We start from the raw sequence: 20693 nt of genomic DNA, 5'->3' as shown, positions 1-20693 counted from the left end.
GATGAACCGTCCGGTCCCGTCGAAGCGTTCGAGGCACTCCTGTGTTCCCCACGCACGTGGGGATGAACCGCCGCCTAGCCCCTTTCCGCGGCAAGAGCGCCGGTGTTCCCCACGCACGTGGGGATGAACCGTCAGACACGGAAAAATGTTCGTCGAGCGGGCTGTGTTCCCCACGCACGTGGGGATGAACCCAAGCGCGCACGGACGTGCTACACGGAAAGCGCGTGTTCCCCACGCACGTGGGGATGAACCGCGCTCGTTAATCGTCAAAAGCGCCCTTTCAAGGTGTTCCCCACGCACGTGGGGATGAACCGGTTCCTTTGCCCTCCTTGCCTGCGATGTCGCAACGTTCCCCACGCACGCGGGGCTAAGCAGGTTTGTTCCTGTGGGAGCTGATCGGGCAACATGCAGAGGGTTTGGTTGTTTCGGTTGCCGTTTTTGGCGTAGCGACGCCAGCTTCTTGTGGCGGTAGCTCGTTCAGCGCGCGGGCGCTGGTTTTCTTTCTCCAGGCTTTGCAGGCGGCGCGCTTTCGCCTTGTTCAACCCGCCGAACGTGCTGCGGCATTTGGAAAACGTCACGTCGGATATCCTGTTCTGACGGCTCAGCCTTGCCACGGCCACAGCAGCGTCGGTCTGCTTGAAAATGCCAATGCTCTGCTCTTCGGTGAAACGGCCCCTTTACCGGTTCATCCCCACGTGCGTGGGGAACGCCACCTGCTGACCGGCAACCGGCCGGGCGGGGCCGGTTCATCCCCACGTGCGTGGGGAACGCTAAAGTGATTCCTGGAATATCTATATTCCAATCGGTTCATCCCCACGTGCGTGGGGAACGCTGAAGAAATTTGAAAAAAACAATTAAATAAATCGGTTCATCCCCACGTGCGTGGGGAACGCTGAAATGGCGAACCTAAATATTGAACATTTTCCGGTTCATCCCCACGTGCGTGGGGAACGCATGTCGGCGCGGGCACAAGGTCGAGACGTAGCCGGTTCATCCCCACGTGCGTGGGGAACGCAGGAGGCGTGGATTCCCTTGGCGTCATGGCACCGGTTCATCCCCACGTGCGTGGGGAACGCTCTTGTGGTAGTGGCGCAATTTTCCACAACAAAAAGTGACGTTGCGAATCTACCGGTTTTAAGCCATGAATACAAATTCAACATTTGTCTTTCACGCTTCCGGCTCCGACGCCTTGGGCATGAACCACACCAGTCTCACGCCGTCGAGTTCCGACGGCACGCGGCGGTTGGGGCCCAGTGTTTTGAAGTCGAAGCCCGATTCCGTTGGCGCGGACCAGGCCATCACCGCGTTGCCGTCCTCAAGGCCGGCTTCCACCTGCTCCCAGAGCATGGCCCGCACCTTGGACGAATAGTCGCCCACGTACACCCCGGCCCGCACTTCCAAAAGCCACACCGCCAGCCGACCGCGCAGGCGCGGCGGCGCGTTTTCAACCACGATGACCACCATCGCCCAAGCCCTCCTCGTCCTTGAAGGCCGGTCCCACCGCGTCGCCTGGCGGCTCGGGCGGGGGCTTGCCCCCTGCGGCCAGCACCTCGTGAATGGCCGGAATCAGCAGGTCGAGCAGCCGCGTCTTGCGGAACGCATCCCGGCAGCCGCGCCGCACGGCCCCTTCGATGTCCTCGGGAGGATCGGCCGCGACCTTGAAGGCCACCGGAACCACCGTGTCGAACTTGAAGAGGTCCGCCACGTCGTAGACAAACGAGAGCGGCTTGCCCGTGTGCAGAAATCCGATGGCCGGCGCATACCCGGCGGCAAGCACGGCCGCTTCACACAGGCCGTACAGGCACGACGTGGCCGAGCTGAGCGCACGGTTGGCCAGGTCGCCCTTGGTCCAGTCCTTGGGATCGTAGCGGCGGCCCCGCCACGCCACGCCGTGACGCGCCGCCAGAAGTTCATACGTGCGCTTGACGCGCGCCCCCTCCATGCCGCGCAACTGGTCCACGCCGCGCTTTTCGGGCGGCGGCTCGCCGAAGCGCATCTCGAACATCTTGCGCACAACCTTGAGCCTGGCTTCGGGATCGAGGGCCAGCGCGGCCTGATGCAAGAGCCGGTCGGAACGCGCCCCACCGGGCTGGCCGGAAGAGTACAGCCGCACTCCGGCCTCGCCCACCCACACCAGAAGCGTGCCGGCCTGGGCCGCCAGCACCGCAGCCGCGTGGGAAAGGCGCGTGCCCGGTTCAAGCATCAGGCAGGCCACGCCCCCCACGGGGATGTGCTGGCGCGCGCCGCGCGCATCCACCACCACGAACGCGCCGTCCAGCACGTCGATCCGGCCCTTTTCCAGAAACAGCACCGACAGCCGCTCCTTGAGGGCCAGCGGCGACAATCGGGGCATCATGTCCGGTGGGGCCTGAGCAGCAAGAGCCCGCAGCCGAACCCCTTGGCCGGGCCCACCCCCTGGCGCAGAGCCTGTTCCAGAAGCGCCGGATCGCGCACCACCAGCACGCCGGAGATATCCAGCGTGGCCAGATGCACCCGCCTGCGCTCGCCCCGGCCGGTCTTGGTGAAGTCGAGCAGGCTGTAGCCTTCGGCTCGCAGGGTGTCCGCCGCAACCTCCACTCCGAGCCGTTCGGCCCGGGCCAGAAACCAGGCCGAACCGGCCTGTTGCGCCAGCACGGACTCGCGCGGCCGGTCCTTTTTCTCTACGCCCTGGGCTTCAAGCTTCTTCTTGTGGTCCATCACCACGTCGTGGCGTTTCTGGCGGCCGTTCACCCACTCGGTGCGCACGGGGTTCACCCGCACGGCGAAGTCGAGCGCCAGTCCCCGGCGCAGTTTGGGCGCAAAGGGCTTGGTCTGGGTGGCGAACCCGTCGCGAACCTGGGGCGGTCGGGCCGACAGGCAGAGAAACTCCGGCAGGCCGGCGGTTTCGGTCAGGCGATAGAGAAAGTCCCGCTCGCGGTCGGGCCGATCGGCAAAGAGCGACCACACGGCCCGGTGCAGGGCGTATTCCGAGCCGGCCAGCATCTCGGGCAAGGCGACTTGGGTCATGCGTATGCGCGAAAAGTACATCACGAATCCTCCCAGGGGGCCGGGTCCACGGCGCTTGCGCGCTCGTCCCGGTCCCGGTAGAGCCAGCGGCCCCGGTGGATCAGGGCGTCGCGGCGGCTGGCCACATGGTCGGCGACCGGGCCGTCCGGGCCTTCCCAGAAGAGCCGGACTTTGGTTTGGCGCCCGCCGGGCAGACGCCCCCGCACGAGTCGGCCCGGCGCGTAGCGCGCAAAGGCCTGGGCCAGACCCTCGGCCTCCACCACCCGGGGGGCGCAGGGCAGCCCCGGCGGACACGACTTGCGCCCCAGGTAGGGCGCAAACACGGGACGCCGCAGGGCCTGGGCCAGGGCCTCCAGGGAGTGCGGCGCGCGCTCGCCCGCGGGCCGCAGGCAGGCCGTGAACAGGGCGTCCTGCAGGTAGTGGCGCGTGGAAAGGATGGTCAGGGGCGACTCGCCGGGCTTGAGGCCCTTTGTCAGCTCCTGGCGGCGCGAGGCGAAGCGCCCTCGTTTGCCGGGCCGGGTCTGGGCGGTGTGGAAGTCGAACAGCGGCGCGCCGGGCGCGTCCTGGCGCACGGCGAACCAGTAGCCCCGGTCCAGTGCGGCCAGGGCCTCGCCGTCGTCGCGGGTGATGCCCAGCGCCCCGGCCACGAGTCCCAGCACTGCGGATTTGCTGGGATGGGGCCAACTGTCGCGTATCTCTCCCGGGCAGACGCCGCCGTAGGATTGCAGCGGCCCGTACAATTGGAACAGCAGGTAGGCGGCCATGCTCAGTCTCCGGCCGCGAAGTCGAGAATGTCCTGAAGCGACCCCTCGCCGGTGAGGGCGTTCAAGGTCCGGCTGTCCAGGGCGTCGAGTCCGTAGACCGTGTTCATTCTGTCGCGGGTGGCGAGCAGCGTCTGGACCGCATCCTCCAGCACGTTTCGGCCCTCCACGGGCTTGACGAAGGCGGCGGTCAGGCTGCGGGGCTGGTCCGGGCCCTTTTCGGCCAGGATGAAGCTCGCATAGGCCCGCGAGGCGAAGCTGTTCTGTTTGCCGGTGGGGGCCACGGTGGCCATGGCCTGCACCAGGGCGCGCAGGGCCCTGGCGGCGAGGTCGGCGTCGCCGCCCAGGTTCGCGGCCAGCAGGTCCTTGTCGATGCAGGCGTAGAGGTAGAACACGCCCGAGCCGAACTCGGTCACGCCCATGTGCCCCGCGCCCATGTCCTCGCGGTTGAGGTCGTCCACGGCGGTGAAGAAGTCGTCCTCCACGGCCACGCGCTCCACCGAGAAGGCGTGGCCCACCTGGCAGGCGGCCTCCACGTTGAAGGCGGGTTCGTCGGCCAGCATGCGGCCGAACAGGGCGATGTCGGCCGCGTGCAGGTTCTTGCGCAAGAGCTGCAAGGCGTCCTTCCCCGGGGCCTTGCCGTCGGCGCGCACCGCTTCCGCCAGGGCGGCTATGGCCGCCACCTCCTCGGGGGCGAAATGGGCCAACTGTTTCAGCTTGAGCTCGCGCAGGGGTTGGGCTTCGGCCTGCGCCCCGGCGGAGGGGTCCGGGGCCGCCTCCTTGTCCGCGTCCTTGTCGGGTTTGGCGGCGTCGAGCTTGCCGAACACCTCGGCGATGGCCTTGGCCGCCTCGCGGGCGGGCTTGTCCTTGAGCGGAGGCAGGGCCTTGCCGCCCGCGCGCGCATACACCAGGTCTTCGAGGGCGATCCCTTCGGTCAGGGCCTTGTAGACGAAAATTCCCATCTCCTTGGTGCGCACGCCCAGGTTGCCGGCCAGGGCCCGTTCCCAGAGTTCGGAGGTGCGCCAGGCCCGCTTGAGGCTCTGGGACGACACGCGCAGCCGCTCCACGCCGCCCACGGCGCAGGTTTTGGGCCGGCCCATGTCGTCGCGGTTGAGGTTGGCGGGGGGGTAGGCCGTCAAGAGGTGCATCTGGATGAACGTGGTCATGGAGCGTTCCTTATTGTTTGTCGGAGGTGGTGGCGGGGGAGGACTGGCCGTAATACTGGAAAGTCCAGTCGCGGCGGGTATTGTCGTCCCAGTAGAGGGCGGCCCGGGTCAGGCTTTTCACGCCCACCGGCTCGCCGGCCAGGCGCACGGCCCGCACGAAGCCGGCCAAAAGCTTGTCCGGCTCCCAGGCTTCGAGGCCGAGCAGCCTGCGAAACCGGGCCAGGACCATGCGCGCCTCGCTCTGGCCGGGCCTTGGCCTGCCGAGCAGGGCGGGCATGTCCGCCGCCTTGGGGTCGTGGTCGCGCACGTGGGCCAGGGCCGCGCAGGCCAGGCCCAGACGCAGGGCCAGGTCCGTATCCGGTCGGCCGTCTTTTTTGGGCGCGCCGAGAACGCGCCACAGCCGCTGAAAGGCGCGCGTGACGAGGGCCTGGTCAGGAGTGCGACAGCGACGCAGCTCCGCCGCCAGGCCCCGGTCGCCACGGGGATCGGTCAACTCCGCGTGCCATGTGTCGACGGCGTCCCAGGCGAAGGAGTCGCCATATCGGGGGAAGATGTTCGTGTCTGCCATGGAGCCTCCTAGGCGGCCTTGCCCCGGCCGCGCCTGGCGGGTTTCTTTTCGGGCATGGGCAGGCCAAGGGCTTGGGCCATCTCCTTGTCCGCGGCGGTGAGCTTGATGGAGAGCCACTTTTCCTTGTTCACGATTTCTTGGGGGGCCTTCTTCCAGTCGGCCACGGCATCGCGGGTGCGGCGGTAGATGGTAAGCGCCGTGCGCCGCAGCTCGCAAAGCCAGGCCCGCCTGGCGTCCTCGGTCTGTCCGACCTCGGCCAGGGCCTGCCCCACGGCCACAACGCCCGCGTGAAAGGCCGCCCCGGAAAGCGCCCAGAATTGTTGGCCCACGGTCTGAAGCGCATTGGCGTCCACCTTGGGGTCCGCCTTTTCGTACAGGCCGTAGCGCACGGCCTGGCGCAAGGCGCGCGCCGCCGCCTCGGCCGCTTGGACCAGACGCAACACTTCCTGAAAATACCGGTCCGCATCCACGTTTGCTGGCGCGGCCAGCACCGGCATGGTCCCTTCGTCCCAGGACCTGGCCTTCATGTTGTCCATGTCCGGTCCGAAGGCCCACAGCCGGAACTCCACGCCGTTGTCCGGGTCCAACTGCTCCATGCGTTTGTTCATGGCGTAGGCCACGATGCGGGCCGGTTCGCGCCCGCCGTCGCCCTCCGCGACAACGGCTCCGCGCCACAGGCGGTAGCCCACGCCCTCGGGCGTGCCCTTCAGGGAGAGCAGCCCTCCCTTGGTCTGCGAGTAGGGGGTGAGGGGATGCCGCCAGGAGGGGCCGTAGTTGGTTCCGTAGTTCTTGGCCCGAAACCCCGTGACCGCAGGCGCGCCCGCCTGGCCGCACAGGTCGCAGGGGGCGGGATCGTGGTCCGGCTCGAACTCCAGGCGGATGCGCCGGGGCATGCCCCAGTAGGCGTGCAGGGGGTCGACCTGTCCGGGGTGGATGGCCTGCCCCTTTTCGCTGGTGCGGGTGGGGGCCAACCAGGGAAAGACGCCGAACTCGCGCGGGAAGGGACCGCCGTCGCGCCAGGTTCCCACCACGGTTTCGGGAAACACGTTGGCCCACACCGTGTGCCAGAGCGTCTGCACCGCGCGGCGCGGCGACTCCTGCGGGGTGTCGTCAGCCACGCCCGCCGGCAGCGCCAGCGTGGTCAGGGGGCCGCCGCCGCGCAGCCCCGTGCGGTGTCCCACCCCGCCCGAGGGCGCGTTGGTCTGCAAGGTAAAGAGGGCGGCGGCCGCGCAGGCCGGGCACAGGCGCTCCACCCGGCCGCGCTTGATAAAGAAGTCCGTGTTGTCGCGCAGGGCCTTGTCGCCTGGCGTCTCCACGAAGAGCGCGGCCACGCGCGAGGACGCGCCCGCCTCGGCCGGGGTGAGGGTCAGGTCCTGCATGAAGCGGGGACCGTCGCCGTCCAGAAAGAAGGCGTCGGCTTGGGCGGCCAGCCTGGTCCGCAGCTCGTCCGGCGCGGGCGGAGCGTTCCAGAGTCTGCGCCAGGCCTTTTCGTCGGCCGGGGCGAAGGCGGTCTGCATGAGCCCGATGAGGAACTGGACGACCCCGCCGTTTAAGTCCGCCCGGGGAAAGTCCAGGTTCACCACCGTGTCGTCGAGGATATTCGCGACGATGCCCCAGGGCGCGATACGCGCCGGGCCGGACTCTCGTCGCCGGACAAACAGCCAGGGCTCCTCAAGAAGGTTGTAGGCCATAGGGTCTCCTGAATAGTAGAACGATACGATGTATTGCCACAGGCGAATGTGGTACAAAGAATCAGGGATAAGTCAACGTTCTTTCGCCAGGCGAAATTCGCAGGGCGAAAGCGGCGAAGAAAAGAAGGCCGCCCGGCAGTGATAACAGGCCGGGCGGCAATTCGGTTGGAAGAGAAAGGTTTGAGGGCCCGCGCGTCTCTGCTACCCGGCGGGGATGCCGAAGATGGTCACGCCCAGGCAGATCAGGCCGAGGAGGCCGTAGAGCACGCCCCTGGGCCAGGATGCGGGACAGGGAGCGACCTTGCGCAACACCAGGATCGCCACCACGCATTGCAGCACGTAAAAAAGCGCGAAGGCGCGCGAAGCATAGCTGATGATCTGGTATACATCGGTCAGCCAGGTTATGATGATGGCGGCCACGGAGACCACCAGATAGTTGCATTGTACGGGGACCAGGCCCTTGAGGATGGTTTCGAGCAGGCCGGAACAGCCGGCGTCGTCTGCCGTGGCCGCGGAAAACTGGCTGCCTACGGCCGTAAGCGTGAGAAGCAGGGGCAGGATAGGGGCCACCACGCCGGAATAGTTGACAATAGCGGTGATTCCCGCACTATTGTCCAGCCCGGTCCGGTCGATGACAAGCGCCATCAGCCCCACGAACACCACGTAGATGGCGGCGGATATCAACTGCGCCGCGCGCATTGTCCGGATACGCTCCTCGGCCGAATGCTCGGAGCCCAGAAAGCGGGACGTCTCGAATCCCTGGACCACAATGAGCAGCCCCATGATCAGACGGATCATCTGTCCGTAATCCCCGGGCAAAGCAATCGGCGTCAGATGCCAGTCGCCGTCCATGGCCGCGCTCGCGTTGTAATGGATCAACCCGGCTATCAAGGCCGCGATCATGGCCAGATTCATCCCCACCACCACGCGCTCCACGCGTTCAATGCCTCGGAGTCCGCGGATCGTTCCCACGGTGCCGATGGCCGTCAGGATCAGGGTCACCAGAATCTTGCCGTACAACGCCGAATCCACGGAAAAATATTTCAGGCCAAACCCGGCCAGGAGTTGCAGATAATAGGAAACGGAGATGCAGTAGGCCCCCGCCAGCACAATGTGGGACGCCTTTTCCAGCACGCCGGCGCTCCCGGCGGGGCCGACCTGCTGCGCGGCACGGCAGTGGCCCACGTGCCGGGGATGCTGGGCCAGGTCGACCGGCGCAGCGACGCTGTGCTGGGCAAAGAGCGGTTCGCCGTAGCGGATGTTGAAGCGCACGACCGATCCCACCCCGTAGGCCAGGACGAGCAGTCCGCTCATGGCCCAGACCGCGTAGTTGCCCACATTGGCGTACAACAGGGGCGCACAGATCAGGAATCCGGAACCCATGATCGAGGCCAGCGGCGTAATTGTGGCCCGCCAGGCCGAGGACTCCACCAGGGGACGGTAGAAAAGCAGAAAGCCGCCCACCACAAGGACGGTGGCGATGACGACAAGGCTGGAAAACGGCACGTTGAATCTCCTTTCCCGTGCGATGCGGAGAGGATGGAAGCGAAGAGGGTGGTACTGGACACGCGGGAAAAGGGCAACCGGGCGACGCTGCGCCCTTGGCGCGTACGCGACGCAAAAGCCCTTGATCCGTGTGGGACGCGCCGGTTCGAGTCCGGCCGTGGACGCCGTGCGCAGCGCGGTCCCGCAGGGGTGCCCTCTTTATCTGTAGGAGTACGGGAACAGCGCTTTGACGTGGTGCGCGACGTAGGCGAGAGAATCGGCCGGGGACCGGCATGCGCGCAGCCCCGCGAAATGGGATGGGCAGACTCCATAGGCCTGGGTGGCGCTCAGGGCCTCTTTTGTCTGCTCGGCCAGGGAAGCCAGACATTCCGGCTCTTCGTCGACCAGCGCGCAGAGGGGCAAAAGCGCCATGATGCGAATGGTGGTTTTGCTTGCGGGGTGAAGGCAGCATGCAATGGAGGTCCTCCAGAACTCTTCGCGTCTGGAAGGGGCCGGGCTGATTCTGCCAAGATTATAGGTCAGCAATTGCACGGGGTGCTGCCAGCCCTGCCTGGCGACATACGCGGCGCTCTCGGTCTCAACCCATTTCAGGTACCCGGGCAAGGGGGTTCCGGTGTCGGCCAGGAATCTGGCAAGCGCCAGGTGCTGGTAGGGATTCAGCCCTTCCGGGTCCACGGCGTCCGGGCTCGGGACATCCAGGTACGCCAGGAGCGCCTTTTGGGCCTCCGGGAAACGTTCGGCGTCCAGATAGGCATACATCTCGTGCAGGTACTGGCGCAGCCAATCCGCCTTGTGCTCTTTTGCCGGCTCCCCGAAAGCCTTTCGGGCCATTCGGGCGTACGCGCCTACCCGCTCGGGCGGGCCGCCGCGGAATCCGTAATCCTGGGCGAGCGCTCCAAACAGACTGCCCAGTTGCGAATCCTCGACGTCCTGTCCCGGAAACAATTGCGTATGGATTGTTTCAATGGTGTTTCTGAGGGCGTCCAAGTCTTTCCACCCTGTGTAATGCTCGCACAAGAAATGGAACCCGTTGTGACGCCAGCCCACCAGATTGCAAATGACGCTAAAGAACTGTTTGTGCTGCCGTTCGTTTTGAGGCTTGGCCGACTTGGCTATGCGGCATATTTTGTCATGCCAGAATGCAGCATTTTCTATGTCGCCGCAATGGTTTGCCGCGTTTTGATGCAAAAGGGCGATGTCCAGGGCCAGATTCGTGCGCTCTTTTTCGATGAGGTCGTCCACCAGCTCCGGCCCGAGAACCGACAGGATGGATTCAATCCGGCCAATGGGTTTTTCGGCCCGTTCGAGCAGGGCCTTTGTCTTCATGATGACGAATTCGAGGGTTCCTTCCTCTTTGGCGTCCAGGTCCAGCAATCGTTGCGCGATAAAGTCGCGGTTGTGTTCCAGTATGGGACAGACGGCCTCGGGGGTATCGGCGAGATTTTTCAGCCAGCCTGTTCCCTGGCCAAGAAATTCGGTGAGATTTCTCCCCTGGCCCGGGGCGTGCGCGTTCCAACAGAGGATGGCCTTGTCCAGGGAATCGACCGGGAGGGCTTCGACCGGACCCTCTTCTTCCGGGAGGGGGGCGCCGCCGGCTGGACGCGGAAAGAGAAAGGACCTGAAGTGACCCTGGCAGGCCTGGCGTTTCAGCGCAATGGTTTCGCGCTGGACCGCGTGCAGGGTTCTATCCGGGGCGACCACCCCTGTGGCCACCATCCGGGGCGACCGGCTTCCCCTGGCGCAGTCGCAAAAACCCAGGAAGGTTGGCAAGCCGATGGATGCGCCGGCGATGGCCATGCCTTGGGAACAGGGATCAAGGATAGGCCAGAAAATGTAGCGGCCAGGGCTTGCGGTATCCGTTCGGGCCAATTCGGCGGCGGTCTCGACGGCTGAAACGGCGGCCTCGTCCAACCGCCGTCGGGTTCGTCCCAGAAACAGGGTCGCGTTGTCAAAATCCCGTGCGTACCCGAGCATGGTAAAGACCAGGCTCCCCCGATTTTCCCCGGGATGGGCCAGTGGAAGCGCGATCATGTTCCATTGCCAGGGACGCAGGGTCTCCAGCGGCTGATTAAGGCCCAGGGCCTCCCCGACGAGGTCTTCCCGGGCGGCCAGCCAGTTCCATGCGGCGGCGTCCGAGGGCCCCAGCAACAGACTGGCTCCGATGTATTGCAGAAAAAGGGGCGCCGCGTCGTCCGCGAGCTTTTCCAGGATGCCGCTTGCCTGCTCCCGGAACAGGCCGTCCTCCATGCCGCAGAGTTCCGGCTGGGGGATCCGCATCAAATGGAGCGCCCAAGGCAAGTACGAAGCCTCCAACCGACAGGCCAGGTCCTCCAGGGGGGAACTCTTAGGCATTGCCGATCACCAGCACCTGGATTCGGCTGTCCTCCGGCAGTTCCTTCGCGTTTTCGAATCGGGCCAGGAATCGAGCGCCTCCGGGCAGGAGATGGGTCTCTCTCGCCCGGGCAAGCCGTTGCGGATCGGGCCGGTCTTCCCGGCGGACAAGGTCCACGACAAGCGCGCAGTCTTCCGGCAGCCGCTGCGCGAAAGCGCCCTCGATGAAGAGCTGTCCCTCCACGATATCCCTTCTCGCCACTGTCGTCGCCACCGGCCTGGCCGCCAGGCCCGTCCCCTTGGGAACGACGTAAATCGCCTGGATCTTCTCTCCGCCTTCCTCGTCTCCCCATCCGGCCGCAAGAGACGGCGGGGGGGAAGCGCCAAGCAGGAGGGTCAGCGGGTCCGACACATTCGTCGGAAACGTCCAGTCCGGCAGTAGGGCGACGAGACCCTGGCCCAGCTTCGTCAGGAGACGGGAGAGCCGGGCCGCGGGAGTGTCGGCCGACAGGGCGACGGCGGCTTCCAGTTCCTCGACGACGCGGAAGGTGGACGGGATTGCGAAACGCGAGGCCACGTCGATTTCCAGCTCGCGGAAGTGGTCGAGGATGGCGTCCCCCTTCGCGCCCGCGAGAGGCCTGCCTGAAGTCGACAGCACCAGGTCGAGCTGGGCGGGCTCCACCTCGCCCGCAAGGGTCTCCATGTCGTCGGCGTGGAGGGAATAGTGGTTCCAGGCTTCGGCGAAGCCATAGCGGTCGGACAACCAGACGTCGCCTTCGCCGGCCAGAAGCCTGTCGTGGTAGAGTTGCGCCGCCAGGAAGGCATGGCCCTCTCCCAGGCGCTTTAGAAGGAGGACCGCCGGCGGATTGAAGTACCGCCCGGACCGACTCCAACCGCCATGGTCGCGGGACAGGAACCATACCTGTCCCGGCCGGGGAGGCGCCGTCGGCCTGTCCGGAATCTGCTTGCGGAGTTCGGAGTGCAACCGTTTCCATGGTCCGATTTCGCGCGCCATGTCCAGCCGTTCGCGGCAGGCCGGGCAGGCCCGGACGTGGCGGTCCCGGTCCGGATCGTTCGCCGTGGAAAATAGGACCTGATCGGGGGGGCAGGTACGCAGGCACAACGCGGTCTGCAACGCCAGGATCCGGCGTGACTTTTCGATGTCAATCTTCATGTGGGCGTTCCCCCGCTGGGAGTGTTCGAGTCATGCCCGCTCATCCCGTCCCGTAACGTGTTTTTGCAGTGCTCCAGAAGATTTTCATAAAATTGGCGTCGTTCTTCCTCCTCAAGGTCGTCAGGTGTCAGGCCCTTCCAGACCATTTGCTCCTTGATAATGGAGACGATCCGATTCAGATGCTGTTTGATGGAAGCGCTCGATTTGAACCCTTCTTGCGCGGCGATGTCCACGTCCTTCAGGTCGAGACCGAATTTCTTGTGGAAGATGCGAAGTTGTACGGGAGTACAGGCGTTCGCCACGTCTTTCGCCAACTCGGCGAGGAGTCTTTTGGTCCTTGCCGATATCGGACGCGGAACGTCCTCGTCGAGGGGGTCGGGAGGGACGTCCGCCATATCCAGGGGCGTTTCTTCCATGCTGAGGGAGCGCAGTTGAAACCAGGAGTCGATGTAGCGGACAAGTTGCCGGACGTAGAGGAAGAATCCCTCTTTGCCCACGCCCTTCCAGAAAAACTCCGCCAGCAGAAGCATGATTTCGCGTCGACTGATGGCCGCCGCGCCCTGGAGACTTCCGTCCGGGTTCCGTCCCCGCCTGGATTCGGTTTCCGCAATGCGGGCATGGATAGCCGGGGAGGGGGGGAAGTCCCGTGGCTCTATTTCCTCCTGGCCGACGTTGGGGAGGGGGCGAAAGGGACCGTCGGCAAAGGAGTAGTACGCCCCGTATTTGCGATAAACCAGGCGCGCGGGGGGAGTGCCGGCTTTGCGCAAGGCGTCGACCATGCGTTGTCGCAGGTTGCCGGTGCTCTGGGTGGACAGGAAGCCGGAGGCGGGTTCCGGGGTGTCCGCTCCGATATCCGCGTCGAACAGATCGGTCTCGCGGGGTTCGGCCTCAGGGTCCCGGAAATTTGCCCGGTCCGCGGCTCGGGCCGGCGCGGGCTCGGACGGGCGGTTTTTTCCGTCGGATTTCGCTTGCGTTTCCATTTCCGCGGGGAGGCGGAACCAGTGCGTGGCAAAACGCACGCACTCCCGGACAGGCACGAGGTATTCCCCCCCCATGTCGCGGCAGGTCTGTCGCCAGAAGTGTCTGGCCACCTCCAGCAGGGCTTCGCGGGCGGCGGGAAGCGGGCTGCTGCCGGGCCGGGTGCCTCCGGGGGGCGGGGGCCATGTTCGAAAGTCCCGGTCCTGCCAAGCCGACGTCGGCGTAACCATGTCCCCGCCGTTTCCAAAGGAGAAGAACAGGTTGTCCGCCAGGGTTTCGTAGCGTGCGCCGGTTTCGGGCGGGGCCTTACGCAGGACCTTGCACATATGACGATGGTAGGCGTGGAACGGACTGTTTGACCACGTGTCTCTCTTGTTCAAGGCGTGGTCCAGGAGTTCTCCGCGGAGACGGAAGAAGAACATCCGCATGTCGCCTTTTCTGAGGGACTCCTCGAAGGAGATGTCGTTGAGAAGGCTTTTGCCCTTTTGATTCGGTTTTTCCGCTTTCTCGGCGTTTACTTCTTCCACCCCCCAGATGAGCTCGGCCATGAGCATCGCCAGGCGCTCAACCTTGTCCTCGCGCGTGTCGTACCCGGAAAAGCCGAACACATTCCGGACGGCGCGATCGGGCAGGTCGTATCGACCCGATTCAAGCTCTTTCAGAAATATTTTCGCGCAAGCCAGGAGATCCTGCCAGAAACCCTCCTGCGCTCGGCGCGCGGCAGAGGAAAGGCGGGTATCGCCTGCCGTACCGGGGGGCATCGACGCCCTCCCTTCGCTTTTCGGGGGCGCGCTGCCGTCAGGCCGGGTCATCGCAGGCCTCGCGGGGGCTGTGGATATCGGTCTGGCGCACGATTCCCATGCACCACAAATCGGGGAGCAGGTCCTGAATGTGGTCCAGGCGATTGGAGAGCGGAAAGCCAAGCTCCATCAGAATATATGTTGTCTTGTGCAGTGTTCTTCCCGTGGGGAAGAGCGCGGTTCCCCCGAGAACATAGGGAAATTGGCTGTGTTCCCGGGACGTGCACGGGGAAAAGCGGTTTGCGCCGTCACCAATTTTTTCCGTGAGGAAGAGAAAATGGGTGCCTTGCGGGTCGTTGCGCGCCGTGGTGGAATAAGGGAATTTGCGCCCGGTGATCTGGTGCAGGGTGGTGTTGGTGGCGCCGGGGAACAAGCCGTTCTTGCGCCACAGGGACGGATTTGTCTTCATCGCCCTGACGAAATCGCCAGGCGCAAGGGAAAGCGCGTCCTTTTCTTCCGGGACCTGATCCCCCCCGGAGAAAAGCGCCTCTCGGAAACTGTCATACCCCGCGTTGCTCATGGTTCAAACTCCGTATCAGCGAATTTCCTCGATCCTCAAGAACGGCTTGCGATGATACGCCAAGTCGTCGCACGAGGGTTCAATGATTCTGACCTCTCCCACGACGATATCGCCAAGGTCCACAAGGTCCTTGATGTCCAGGGACGCCCGGCGCAAACGGTCGCGCAGGGAGTCTTCGATCGTGTCCGCCTCCGCCGAGCCGAGCAATGAAGAATCCTGGGTCGGCACCAGCAGGTCGAGCCTGATCGGACCGCCGCGCGGAAAGTGCGCCCGCAGACACGGACGCGGGATCAAGCGGTCCAGGTAGGGGGCCATGACTTCATGGATCTCGGTATTGGTGATCTGCACTCCGGCGGGTAGGAACAGCGTCTCCCGTATCCTGCCCAGCACCTTGAGCCGGGGCGATGGATACCCGCACCGGCAGGGCCTTTCGTCGATAAGCCCCAGGTCCCCGGTTCGAAAGCGGATCATGGGCATGATTTCCTGCATCAGGCTCGTGACGACGATTTCGCCCATGGCGCCGGGACCGACCGGCCTGCCGTTCACCAGGTTGACGATCTCCAGCCTGACGCTGCCCTGCACGAAGTGGTAGCCGTCCTGGGCGCAACACTCGGTGCCGACGATGCACTCGGTCAGGCCGTAGGCGTCCCGGGTCTTGCCGCCGAACCGGTTTTCGATCCGGCTTCTGGTGTAGGGGGAGAGCGGTTCGCCCGTGGTTTCCAGAATGCGTTGCGGGGGCAAGTCCATGTCCAGCTTGCCCAACTCCTCGAAGACGCTCGGCGTGGAGGACATGACTCGGGGGTTGAAGGACGTGGCCGCGATGGACCAGAGGTCCTTTGGCGTCTGGGTGTTCACCGGCAAGACCTGCAATCCGGCCCGCTCCATGCCGAGCATGGTGATGCGCCCCACCGACCAGAGGTTCATCGGCAGGATGAGCATGGCCCGTTCTCCGGGCTCCAGTCCCTCTATCTGGCAGAAATCGCGGCAGGTGCCGATGATCCGCTCAAGGTCGTGGTCGCCCATGAAGATGACCTTGGGCTTCCCGTGGGTTCCGCTGCTGAAGAAAGCGGTGCGGGCCGAAACGATGGCCGCTCCCATCAACTCCACGGGGCGCTCGCTGATCAAATCCCTGGTTTCCAGGAAGGGGATCAAATCGGGGTCCGAAAACAGCCTGTTGATGGAGAGGCCCTTGTACTTTTTCTGGTACAGGGGGATTCGGCAGGCCGCCTCCAGAACGCGATGGAACTCCAGGTATCTCAGAGGGGTTCCCTCCTCAGGTCCGTGACCGATTCCTTGGTCTTGCGCGCCTGCCCGGAAACGCCGAGCGTCCCGGGCGGCACCAGTTCCGCTGCAAGCTCGACCGAGCCGCTCGCCACCACGTCAAGCAGGTCGATGGAGGATTGCATGATCGCCGAGCGCACCATTTCCCGGGTTTCGGCGTCAATCCTGTCCGTCTCCACCCGGACCAGCAGCTCCTCGCGGCCGTCCTGTCCGTCCTGGATCGTGGCCGCCATGCCGCAGATTTCAAAGGGCATGGACGCCAGCCCCGCGTGAAACTGGTGCAGCGAGCAGGTGACGCCCCCGAACAGGGTGAATCGGTGGGCCTCCCTGCCGGCAAAGCGTATTTTCGGGAACGGCAGGCCGCAGGGACACGGTGTGTCCACGAGGGTCCCCAGGTCGCCCAGCTTGCATCGAATCATGCTGGTCGCCTCGTATCCGGCGATGCGGGTGATGCAGACATGGCCCGTGGCGCCGGCGGGCAGGGGGCGGTCCGCATCGTCGACCACCTCCACGACAAGCATGTCGTCCCAGAAGTGGTAGCCGTCGCACTCGCCGCATTCCACGCCGATGATGGCCTCGGTGGCCGCATACAGGGAGGTGACTTGCCCGCCGAAAGCGGCCAGAAGCTTGCCGCGCAGGCTCCCGGAAAGGCGCTCGCCGGTCAGAAGGAGGTTCAGCGGCTGTGAGACGCCGCCATGGCGCAGCAGCAGCCGGGCCATGGACGGCGTGGTGACGACGTCGGTCACCCCGAGTTGGTCGACGATGGAAATGGTTTCCTGGAGGGACTGCGGTCTGAGTCCAAGGCTTACGGACATGGCGCCGAGCAGCTCCCCGGCTTCCTGGACGGAGTCGCCGGTGGACCAGGGGCCGAAGGGCAGGACCGTCGCAATGATGGACGACGGGCCGATGCCGGCGATCTGCAGACACCTGGCGCGGTATCCTATATTGACCAGCCAGTCCTGGGTGGAATAGGTGACCATCTTCGGCCTTCCGCCCGTTCCGCCGCTCATGTAGGTCCGCCCCCCGCCCGAGAACGTCGAGCCGCTGTGGCGGAATTTCCTGATGGCGAACCGGTCCAGGCCGATGCTGGGCAGGGGAGGCTGCTCGAACGTGACCATGCGTGTCCGGGGAGCGCCCTGCGCGCTCAGCAGCCGCTGTATGGCGGCATGGCGAGACGCTTCGATTTCGCTCCTGGTCCGCTTGAACCATCCGAGCTGGAGCCACGGGTTTTCCATGCGCGTCAGGCCTGGGTCGACGGTTGAGCCGGGGCTTGTTCGAACCGGTCCAGGATGCCGGGAACGTTGTTCGACAGGCTGGTTTCGAGAAGGGCGTCCAGTTCGGCCCTGGTCGGCAAGCCGTTGGCGATCGAGGACCGGGCCATCTGCTCGTCGAAGCGGGCGCGGCAGGCGCAGGCGCTGTTTCGCCGGAGGGCCAAGAGGGTGTCCTGGAAGGGCTGCCCCTGGTTGAAGGCGATATGGGCCCGCCTGTACTCGCCCACACAGCGGGGGCAGGTGGTGGCATGCACCAGCGGGTGAGGCATGGCGCGCATCAGCCCCTTGAGCAGGACCCGCTGGCGGTCCTGTTTTTTGAGGGCCGCTATCACCTCCACCGCCAGCCAGAGGCTGGGGAGTTGATAGAGTCCCGTCCGACGGTGCAGGGCGTAGGACAGGGTGTTGGGCTGCATGTTCGCGACCATGAGGATGGCGAACTCCGCGCCTTGGGAGAACGCGTAGTTGATGGTTTCCACCGCTTCGGCCACGTGCAGGCCCCAATCGATTTCCGCGGTGAGCGCGTCCACTCCCAGGAACGGCTTGCCCAGCAACACGTAGCAGTCGAAGGGGAACGCGGCCCGATGCAGAGCTTGCGCCGCTTCTTCGAACACCCGCGTCGGGTAGCCTTTGTTGAGGCAGGTATAGCGGACGGTGTCGGAGTAGCTCTCCAGTCCCAAGCCGACGGACACCTCGCCGCCGAACGCCTCGCGCACTTCCCGAAGCGTGTCGCTGTCGCGGCAGAATTCAGGCCGCGATTCGAAATTCATGGCCTGATAGCCGGCATCCCGGAGCTTGCGCAGGATTTCCAGGCGGGTCGGGGCGGGAATCTCGTTGTCGTCAAAGAACGAACCGGCCGTGGAGAACGTCCAGAACGGATAGTCCGACGCGGGAAGCACATGCATGGCGCACTCTGTCTGCTTCACCAGCTCTTCGGGGGGAACGGCGTTGTCCCTGGCGGTGGCGACCTCGTTGTAGTTGCAGGTCGTGCATCCTCCGCCCTGAAGCAGCCAGCGGCAGTTGCGGCTGTTCAGGGTGACCAGGGGCATGTCGTAGGGCTGCCCGCGCCAGACGTTTTCCTCGCTGTAAATGTTCGGAAGCGGCTGTCGGCCCTGCTTTCGAATTTTCTGAACCGCCTCATTCACATGTCTGTAGAATTTCATGCTCGTTGAATGCCTTCCGGTAAAGAGGGTCTCGCTATCGTCTTCGGGCATCTCTTCCCCCTCTCGGCGTACCGTGAGCAGGGCGGCCATGACCCGAAGATACAAACTGCTCAGGGGCTTCGCGGGCGGCAGGGCCGAAACGTGCGCAAGTTCATCGCCGAGAAACACGATCAAGTCGATGAGCGTCCTTCGCTGACAACGGGCGAAATAGGCCAGATCCTCGCCTTCCGGCAAGTGTCCGGGGATGCCGGACGCCGTCTCGATGCAACGGGTGGCGTTGATGTCCTTTTTCTCCGGATGAGCCGCGTGCGCGCGCATTTGGCACAGCCGCCCCAAGACCGTCCCATGGTGCTTGAGCCGCCAGAGATAGGGCCGGGCGCCGGAGGCGGACTTGTTCTTCTCGAACCACTTTTGCGCTTCGCGAACATCTTTGGGGAAAAGGGATGCCGCAAGGATCGTTTCCCGCCTGTACGGAAACGCTGGATCAAGCGGGGCGAGTTCCGCGCTGCCCAATGTGGCGATTTCGTAGGGATACATAAGCGATTTGCACAATCGCAAGCAATCCCATGGCTCCAAATCCCTGCTTCTGGCGGGCGGGGGCGGGGGAGTGTAGCGGCCCGCGCGGGGCAGTTCCCGGATGAGCTTGCGAATGACCGTCAACGCATGCTGAACAAGGGCAAACTGCACTTCCAGGAGCACGCCGTCCAACTCGGGCGGGAGGGCGCGTGGACCCGCCGGATGCAGCACGGGGTTCTTGTCCAAAGCGCGCAGCAGGGTCAAAGCGACGCTGGGCGCAACATGGTGGGTTTGCTCTTGGGCCAGGGCGTTGCAGGCTTTGATGACCACGCTCCGCAGCGGGTACGCCAGTGGGCCGATATCCGCGCCGAGCAGGAAGATGAGTCCCGCTAGGTGTTCGATGTGCAACGGCTTCCAGTCGGATACGGGATTGTCCGCAAGCTGTTGCGTATACGGTCCTGTCAGCGCCAGGAGCCGCGCATGGTAACGGGCGGCCTGTTCCGTGTGGAGGTTCGTCGCCCGGTGGAAGGCCACCCCGCCCAGGGCGGGCATGGCGTCGGACATGACGCTGCGAAGCGATTCGTCGAAAAGATCCGGGTTGCGGTCCAGAAGTTCCGCGAGGTCGTTGGCGGGAGACAGACGCTGCATCAGCCAGGTGAGAATATACTCCCTGCGCTGGCGTTTTTCCTTGGGGAGGCCGAGGGCTATGAACGCTGCCGGGCAGGTCGCGCGACAACGCCGCCGCAGTTCGTACCCCGTGCAGGGGAGCCCTTCGGAAAAACGGAATTTCGCCAGGGCGATCGCGGGAGTCTTGTCGCTTGAACAGAACCTGCGGATGGCCTCGATCCCCGACGAGTCGACGTCCTTGCCGAGCATGTCATTTTTTCCAAACGACAATCGGCACGACTTGGCACGGGAACTTTCTGGAAAGCGAGGCGTCTTCCCGCAATCCGTCGAAGCAATCGTCAAACTCGTCCGGCAGATAGCGACAGCCGTTCTCCAGGCAGTAGAAGCGACGCGACGTGTCTTCGGTGTGTTTCGTGTAGTCCCGGCTGTATTCCGAAAAGCGTTTGTATTTGTCGGAGCAGACGCCGATCTTGGCGCCAAGGTCGTCGGTGTCCTTGAACTTCACGCCGTCTCTGGTTCCTGAGGGGGCAACCATTTGATAGGTGGCGTATGGAGCCGTTGTGCGCAGGACGCCGAGAAGGTCGACCCGGACGAATTGCTCTTCTGAGCGTGGCTCCTTGATCTTCAGCGTTTCTTTCGGGAGTTTGGAAAGGTTGTTCCACAGTCCTGAGGAATACAAACACTGAATGGCCGCGTAGATGGGAGTGTCCCTGTAGCAATCGGAGCCGGAGAATCCCGTATCGTCGGGGTAGGGCAGTTCAATGGGATTGCTGTCCAGAAGCCAGTTCTTTATGTAGTGCGGAGAACCAAGGCGTTTTTCATCCTGCTCGACCAACCCGCCGGTGGCCAGGACGTCATCGATGGGCACCAACGCGTCACGAATGTAGATGATGTCTCCATCGGATTTGCTTGTCCGGGGATCGGTCAACGTCTTGACTTGATTGGCCAGGCTGAAAAATCTGGCGACCCACTGGTCGTTGACCTTCTTGTCCTTTTCAAGCTCGTCGTCATAGTTGGGAATACCGCTCAGCGCCCCGCACAACTCTCTTCGTGCCCGTTTGTTGAGAATGCTGGCAATGTTGAAGGCCAGCTCCGAAGGTGGGAGTTCCTTGATGCTTTGGAGGAAATGAACCCGCGTTTCGTTTCGCAGGGAGTAGCTGCCGAATACCTTCTGGCTCTCGGACGGCCAGCAGAGACCGTAGCCTATCCGCATTTCGTACATGCTGCTGTTGTCGCACGAGAGAACAACCTCAAGCGCCGCTCCGACGATCAGTTGCTTGTCGATATATATCAGAATTCCTTCAGGGTGTTCGTATGAATCGCCGTAGATGCTCATG

Annotated in this window: 16 protein-coding genes, 1 pseudogene and 1 CRISPR repeat array (1 of these 18 cut by a window edge); all 17 genes and pseudogenes read right to left on the bottom strand. The window is 64.3% G+C overall.

Annotated features, from left to right (window positions below):
- A CRISPR array of direct repeats spans positions 1 to 314; the repeat unit is 29 nt; unit sequence GTGTTCCCCACGCACGTGGGGATGAACCG; it reaches 448 nt to the left of the window's first position.
- A gap of 174 nt (positions 315 to 488) precedes the next feature.
- Positions 489 to 665: pseudogene (locus tag ACYQ01_RS05210) on the bottom strand (hypothetical protein); the annotation flags it as partial.
- Between the two features lie 502 nt (positions 666 to 1167).
- Entirely contained in the window at positions 1168 to 1464 is a 297-nt protein-coding gene (gene cas2e, locus ACYQ01_RS05205; RefSeq protein WP_459932768.1) for a type I-E CRISPR-associated endoribonuclease Cas2e, read from the bottom strand.
- Positions 1445 to 2356, bottom strand: coding sequence for a type I-E CRISPR-associated endonuclease Cas1e (gene cas1e / locus ACYQ01_RS05200; RefSeq protein ID WP_459932767.1), 912 nt, complete (start codon positions 2354 to 2356; stop codon positions 1445 to 1447). The genes cas2e and cas1e overlap by 20 nt, the downstream gene beginning before the upstream one ends.
- Positions 2353 to 3027: a type I-E CRISPR-associated protein Cas6/Cse3/CasE gene (cas6e, locus tag ACYQ01_RS05195; RefSeq protein WP_459933890.1), complete on the bottom strand. Its 675-nt coding sequence runs from the start codon at positions 3025 to 3027 to the stop codon at positions 2353 to 2355. Before cas6e ends, cas1e begins: the two co-directional genes overlap by 4 nt.
- Positions 3027 to 3770 (bottom strand): type I-E CRISPR-associated protein Cas5/CasD, encoded by a 744-nt coding sequence (gene cas5e, locus ACYQ01_RS05190; RefSeq protein ID WP_459932766.1) that lies wholly within the window; start codon positions 3768 to 3770, stop codon positions 3027 to 3029. The genes cas6e and cas5e overlap by 1 nt, the downstream gene beginning before the upstream one ends.
- Positions 3771 to 3772: 2 nt before the next feature.
- Positions 3773 to 4933, bottom strand: coding sequence for a type I-E CRISPR-associated protein Cas7/Cse4/CasC (gene cas7e / locus ACYQ01_RS05185; RefSeq protein WP_459932765.1), 1161 nt, complete (start codon positions 4931 to 4933; stop codon positions 3773 to 3775).
- Between the two features lie 10 nt (positions 4934 to 4943).
- Entirely contained in the window at positions 4944 to 5501 is a 558-nt protein-coding gene (casB, locus tag ACYQ01_RS05180; RefSeq protein WP_459932764.1) for a type I-E CRISPR-associated protein Cse2/CasB, read from the bottom strand.
- Between the two features lie 8 nt (positions 5502 to 5509).
- Complete coding sequence (casA, locus tag ACYQ01_RS05175) at positions 5510 to 7192, bottom strand: type I-E CRISPR-associated protein Cse1/CasA (RefSeq protein ID WP_459932763.1); 1683 nt, start codon at positions 7190 to 7192, stop codon at positions 5510 to 5512.
- Between the two features lie 201 nt (positions 7193 to 7393).
- Complete coding sequence (locus tag ACYQ01_RS05170) at positions 7394 to 8698, bottom strand: hypothetical protein (RefSeq protein WP_459932762.1); 1305 nt, start codon at positions 8696 to 8698, stop codon at positions 7394 to 7396.
- 198 nt (positions 8699 to 8896) lie between these two features.
- The gene (locus tag ACYQ01_RS05165; protein ID WP_459932761.1) at positions 8897 to 11050 is read right to left on the bottom strand and encodes a hypothetical protein; all 2154 of its coding nucleotides are present in this window, start codon (positions 11048 to 11050) and stop codon (positions 8897 to 8899) included.
- A complete protein-coding gene (locus ACYQ01_RS05160; protein WP_459932760.1) occupies positions 11043 to 12203 on the bottom strand; it encodes a hypothetical protein in 1161 nt (386 codons plus the stop codon). Before ACYQ01_RS05160 ends, ACYQ01_RS05165 begins: the two co-directional genes overlap by 8 nt.
- Positions 12200 to 13942 carry a hypothetical protein gene (locus ACYQ01_RS05155; RefSeq protein WP_459932759.1) on the bottom strand — a complete coding sequence of 581 codons (1743 nt, stop codon included), beginning with the start codon at positions 13940 to 13942 and terminating at the stop codon, positions 12200 to 12202. Before ACYQ01_RS05155 ends, ACYQ01_RS05160 begins: the two co-directional genes overlap by 4 nt.
- A 37-nt stretch (positions 13943 to 13979) precedes the next feature.
- On the bottom strand, positions 13980 to 14501 hold the full coding sequence (locus ACYQ01_RS05150; protein ID WP_459932758.1) for a hypothetical protein: 522 nt from the start codon (positions 14499 to 14501) through the stop codon (positions 13980 to 13982).
- A gap of 15 nt (positions 14502 to 14516) precedes the next feature.
- The gene (locus ACYQ01_RS05145; RefSeq protein ID WP_459932757.1) at positions 14517 to 15653 is read right to left on the bottom strand and encodes a phenylacetate--CoA ligase family protein; all 1137 of its coding nucleotides are present in this window, start codon (positions 15651 to 15653) and stop codon (positions 14517 to 14519) included.
- Positions 15654 to 15757: 104 nt separating this feature from the next.
- Positions 15758 to 17017, bottom strand: coding sequence for a phenylacetate--CoA ligase family protein (locus ACYQ01_RS05140; RefSeq protein WP_459932756.1), 1260 nt, complete (start codon positions 17015 to 17017; stop codon positions 15758 to 15760).
- Positions 17018 to 17022: 5 nt separating this feature from the next.
- Positions 17023 to 19605, bottom strand: a complete 2583-nt coding sequence (locus ACYQ01_RS05135) for a hypothetical protein (RefSeq protein ID WP_459932755.1) — start codon at positions 19603 to 19605, stop codon at positions 17023 to 17025.
- 1 nt (position 19606) lies between these two features.
- Positions 19607 to 20692 carry a hypothetical protein gene (locus ACYQ01_RS05130; RefSeq protein WP_459932754.1) on the bottom strand — a complete coding sequence of 362 codons (1086 nt, stop codon included), beginning with the start codon at positions 20690 to 20692 and terminating at the stop codon, positions 19607 to 19609.
- Position 20693: the final 1 nt, after the last annotated feature.

The organism is Fundidesulfovibrio butyratiphilus, from assembly GCF_054657235.1.
The sequence above is the reverse complement of the archived record's forward strand: the minus strand, read 5'-3'. Positions and strand labels throughout refer to the sequence as shown.

Bases quoted from the DNA above. Each gene is read 5' to 3' on its own strand.
- cas2e (WP_459932768.1), bottom strand. From the start codon at position 1,464: ATGGTGGTCATCGTGGTTGAAAACGCGCCGCCGCGCCTGCGCGGTCGG.
- cas1e (WP_459932767.1), bottom strand. From the start codon at position 2,356: ATGATGCCCCGATTGTCGCCGCTGGCCCTCAAGGAGCGGCTGTCGGTG.
- cas6e (WP_459933890.1), bottom strand. From the start codon at position 3,027: ATGTACTTTTCGCGCATACGCATGACCCAAGTCGCCTTGCCCGAGATG.
- cas5e (WP_459932766.1), bottom strand. From the start codon at position 3,770: ATGGCCGCCTACCTGCTGTTCCAATTGTACGGGCCGCTGCAATCCTAC.
- cas7e (WP_459932765.1), bottom strand. From the start codon at position 4,933: ATGACCACGTTCATCCAGATGCACCTCTTGACGGCCTACCCCCCCGCC.
- casB (WP_459932764.1), bottom strand. From the start codon at position 5,501: ATGGCAGACACGAACATCTTCCCCCGATATGGCGACTCCTTCGCCTGG.
- casA (WP_459932763.1), bottom strand. From the start codon at position 7,192: ATGGCCTACAACCTTCTTGAGGAGCCCTGGCTGTTTGTCCGGCGACGA.
- ACYQ01_RS05165 (WP_459932761.1), bottom strand. From the start codon at position 11,050: ATGCCTAAGAGTTCCCCCCTGGAGGACCTGGCCTGTCGGTTGGAGGCT.
- ACYQ01_RS05160 (WP_459932760.1), bottom strand. From the start codon at position 12,203: ATGAAGATTGACATCGAAAAGTCACGCCGGATCCTGGCGTTGCAGACC.
- ACYQ01_RS05155 (WP_459932759.1), bottom strand. From the start codon at position 13,942: ATGCCCCCCGGTACGGCAGGCGATACCCGCCTTTCCTCTGCCGCGCGC.
- ACYQ01_RS05150 (WP_459932758.1), bottom strand. From the start codon at position 14,501: ATGAGCAACGCGGGGTATGACAGTTTCCGAGAGGCGCTTTTCTCCGGG.
- ACYQ01_RS05140 (WP_459932756.1), bottom strand. From the start codon at position 17,017: ATGGAAAACCCGTGGCTCCAGCTCGGATGGTTCAAGCGGACCAGGAGC.
- ACYQ01_RS05135 (WP_459932755.1), bottom strand. From the start codon at position 19,605: ATGCTCGGCAAGGACGTCGACTCGTCGGGGATCGAGGCCATCCGCAGG.
- ACYQ01_RS05130 (WP_459932754.1), bottom strand. From the start codon at position 20,692: ATGAGCATCTACGGCGATTCATACGAACACCCTGAAGGAATTCTGATA.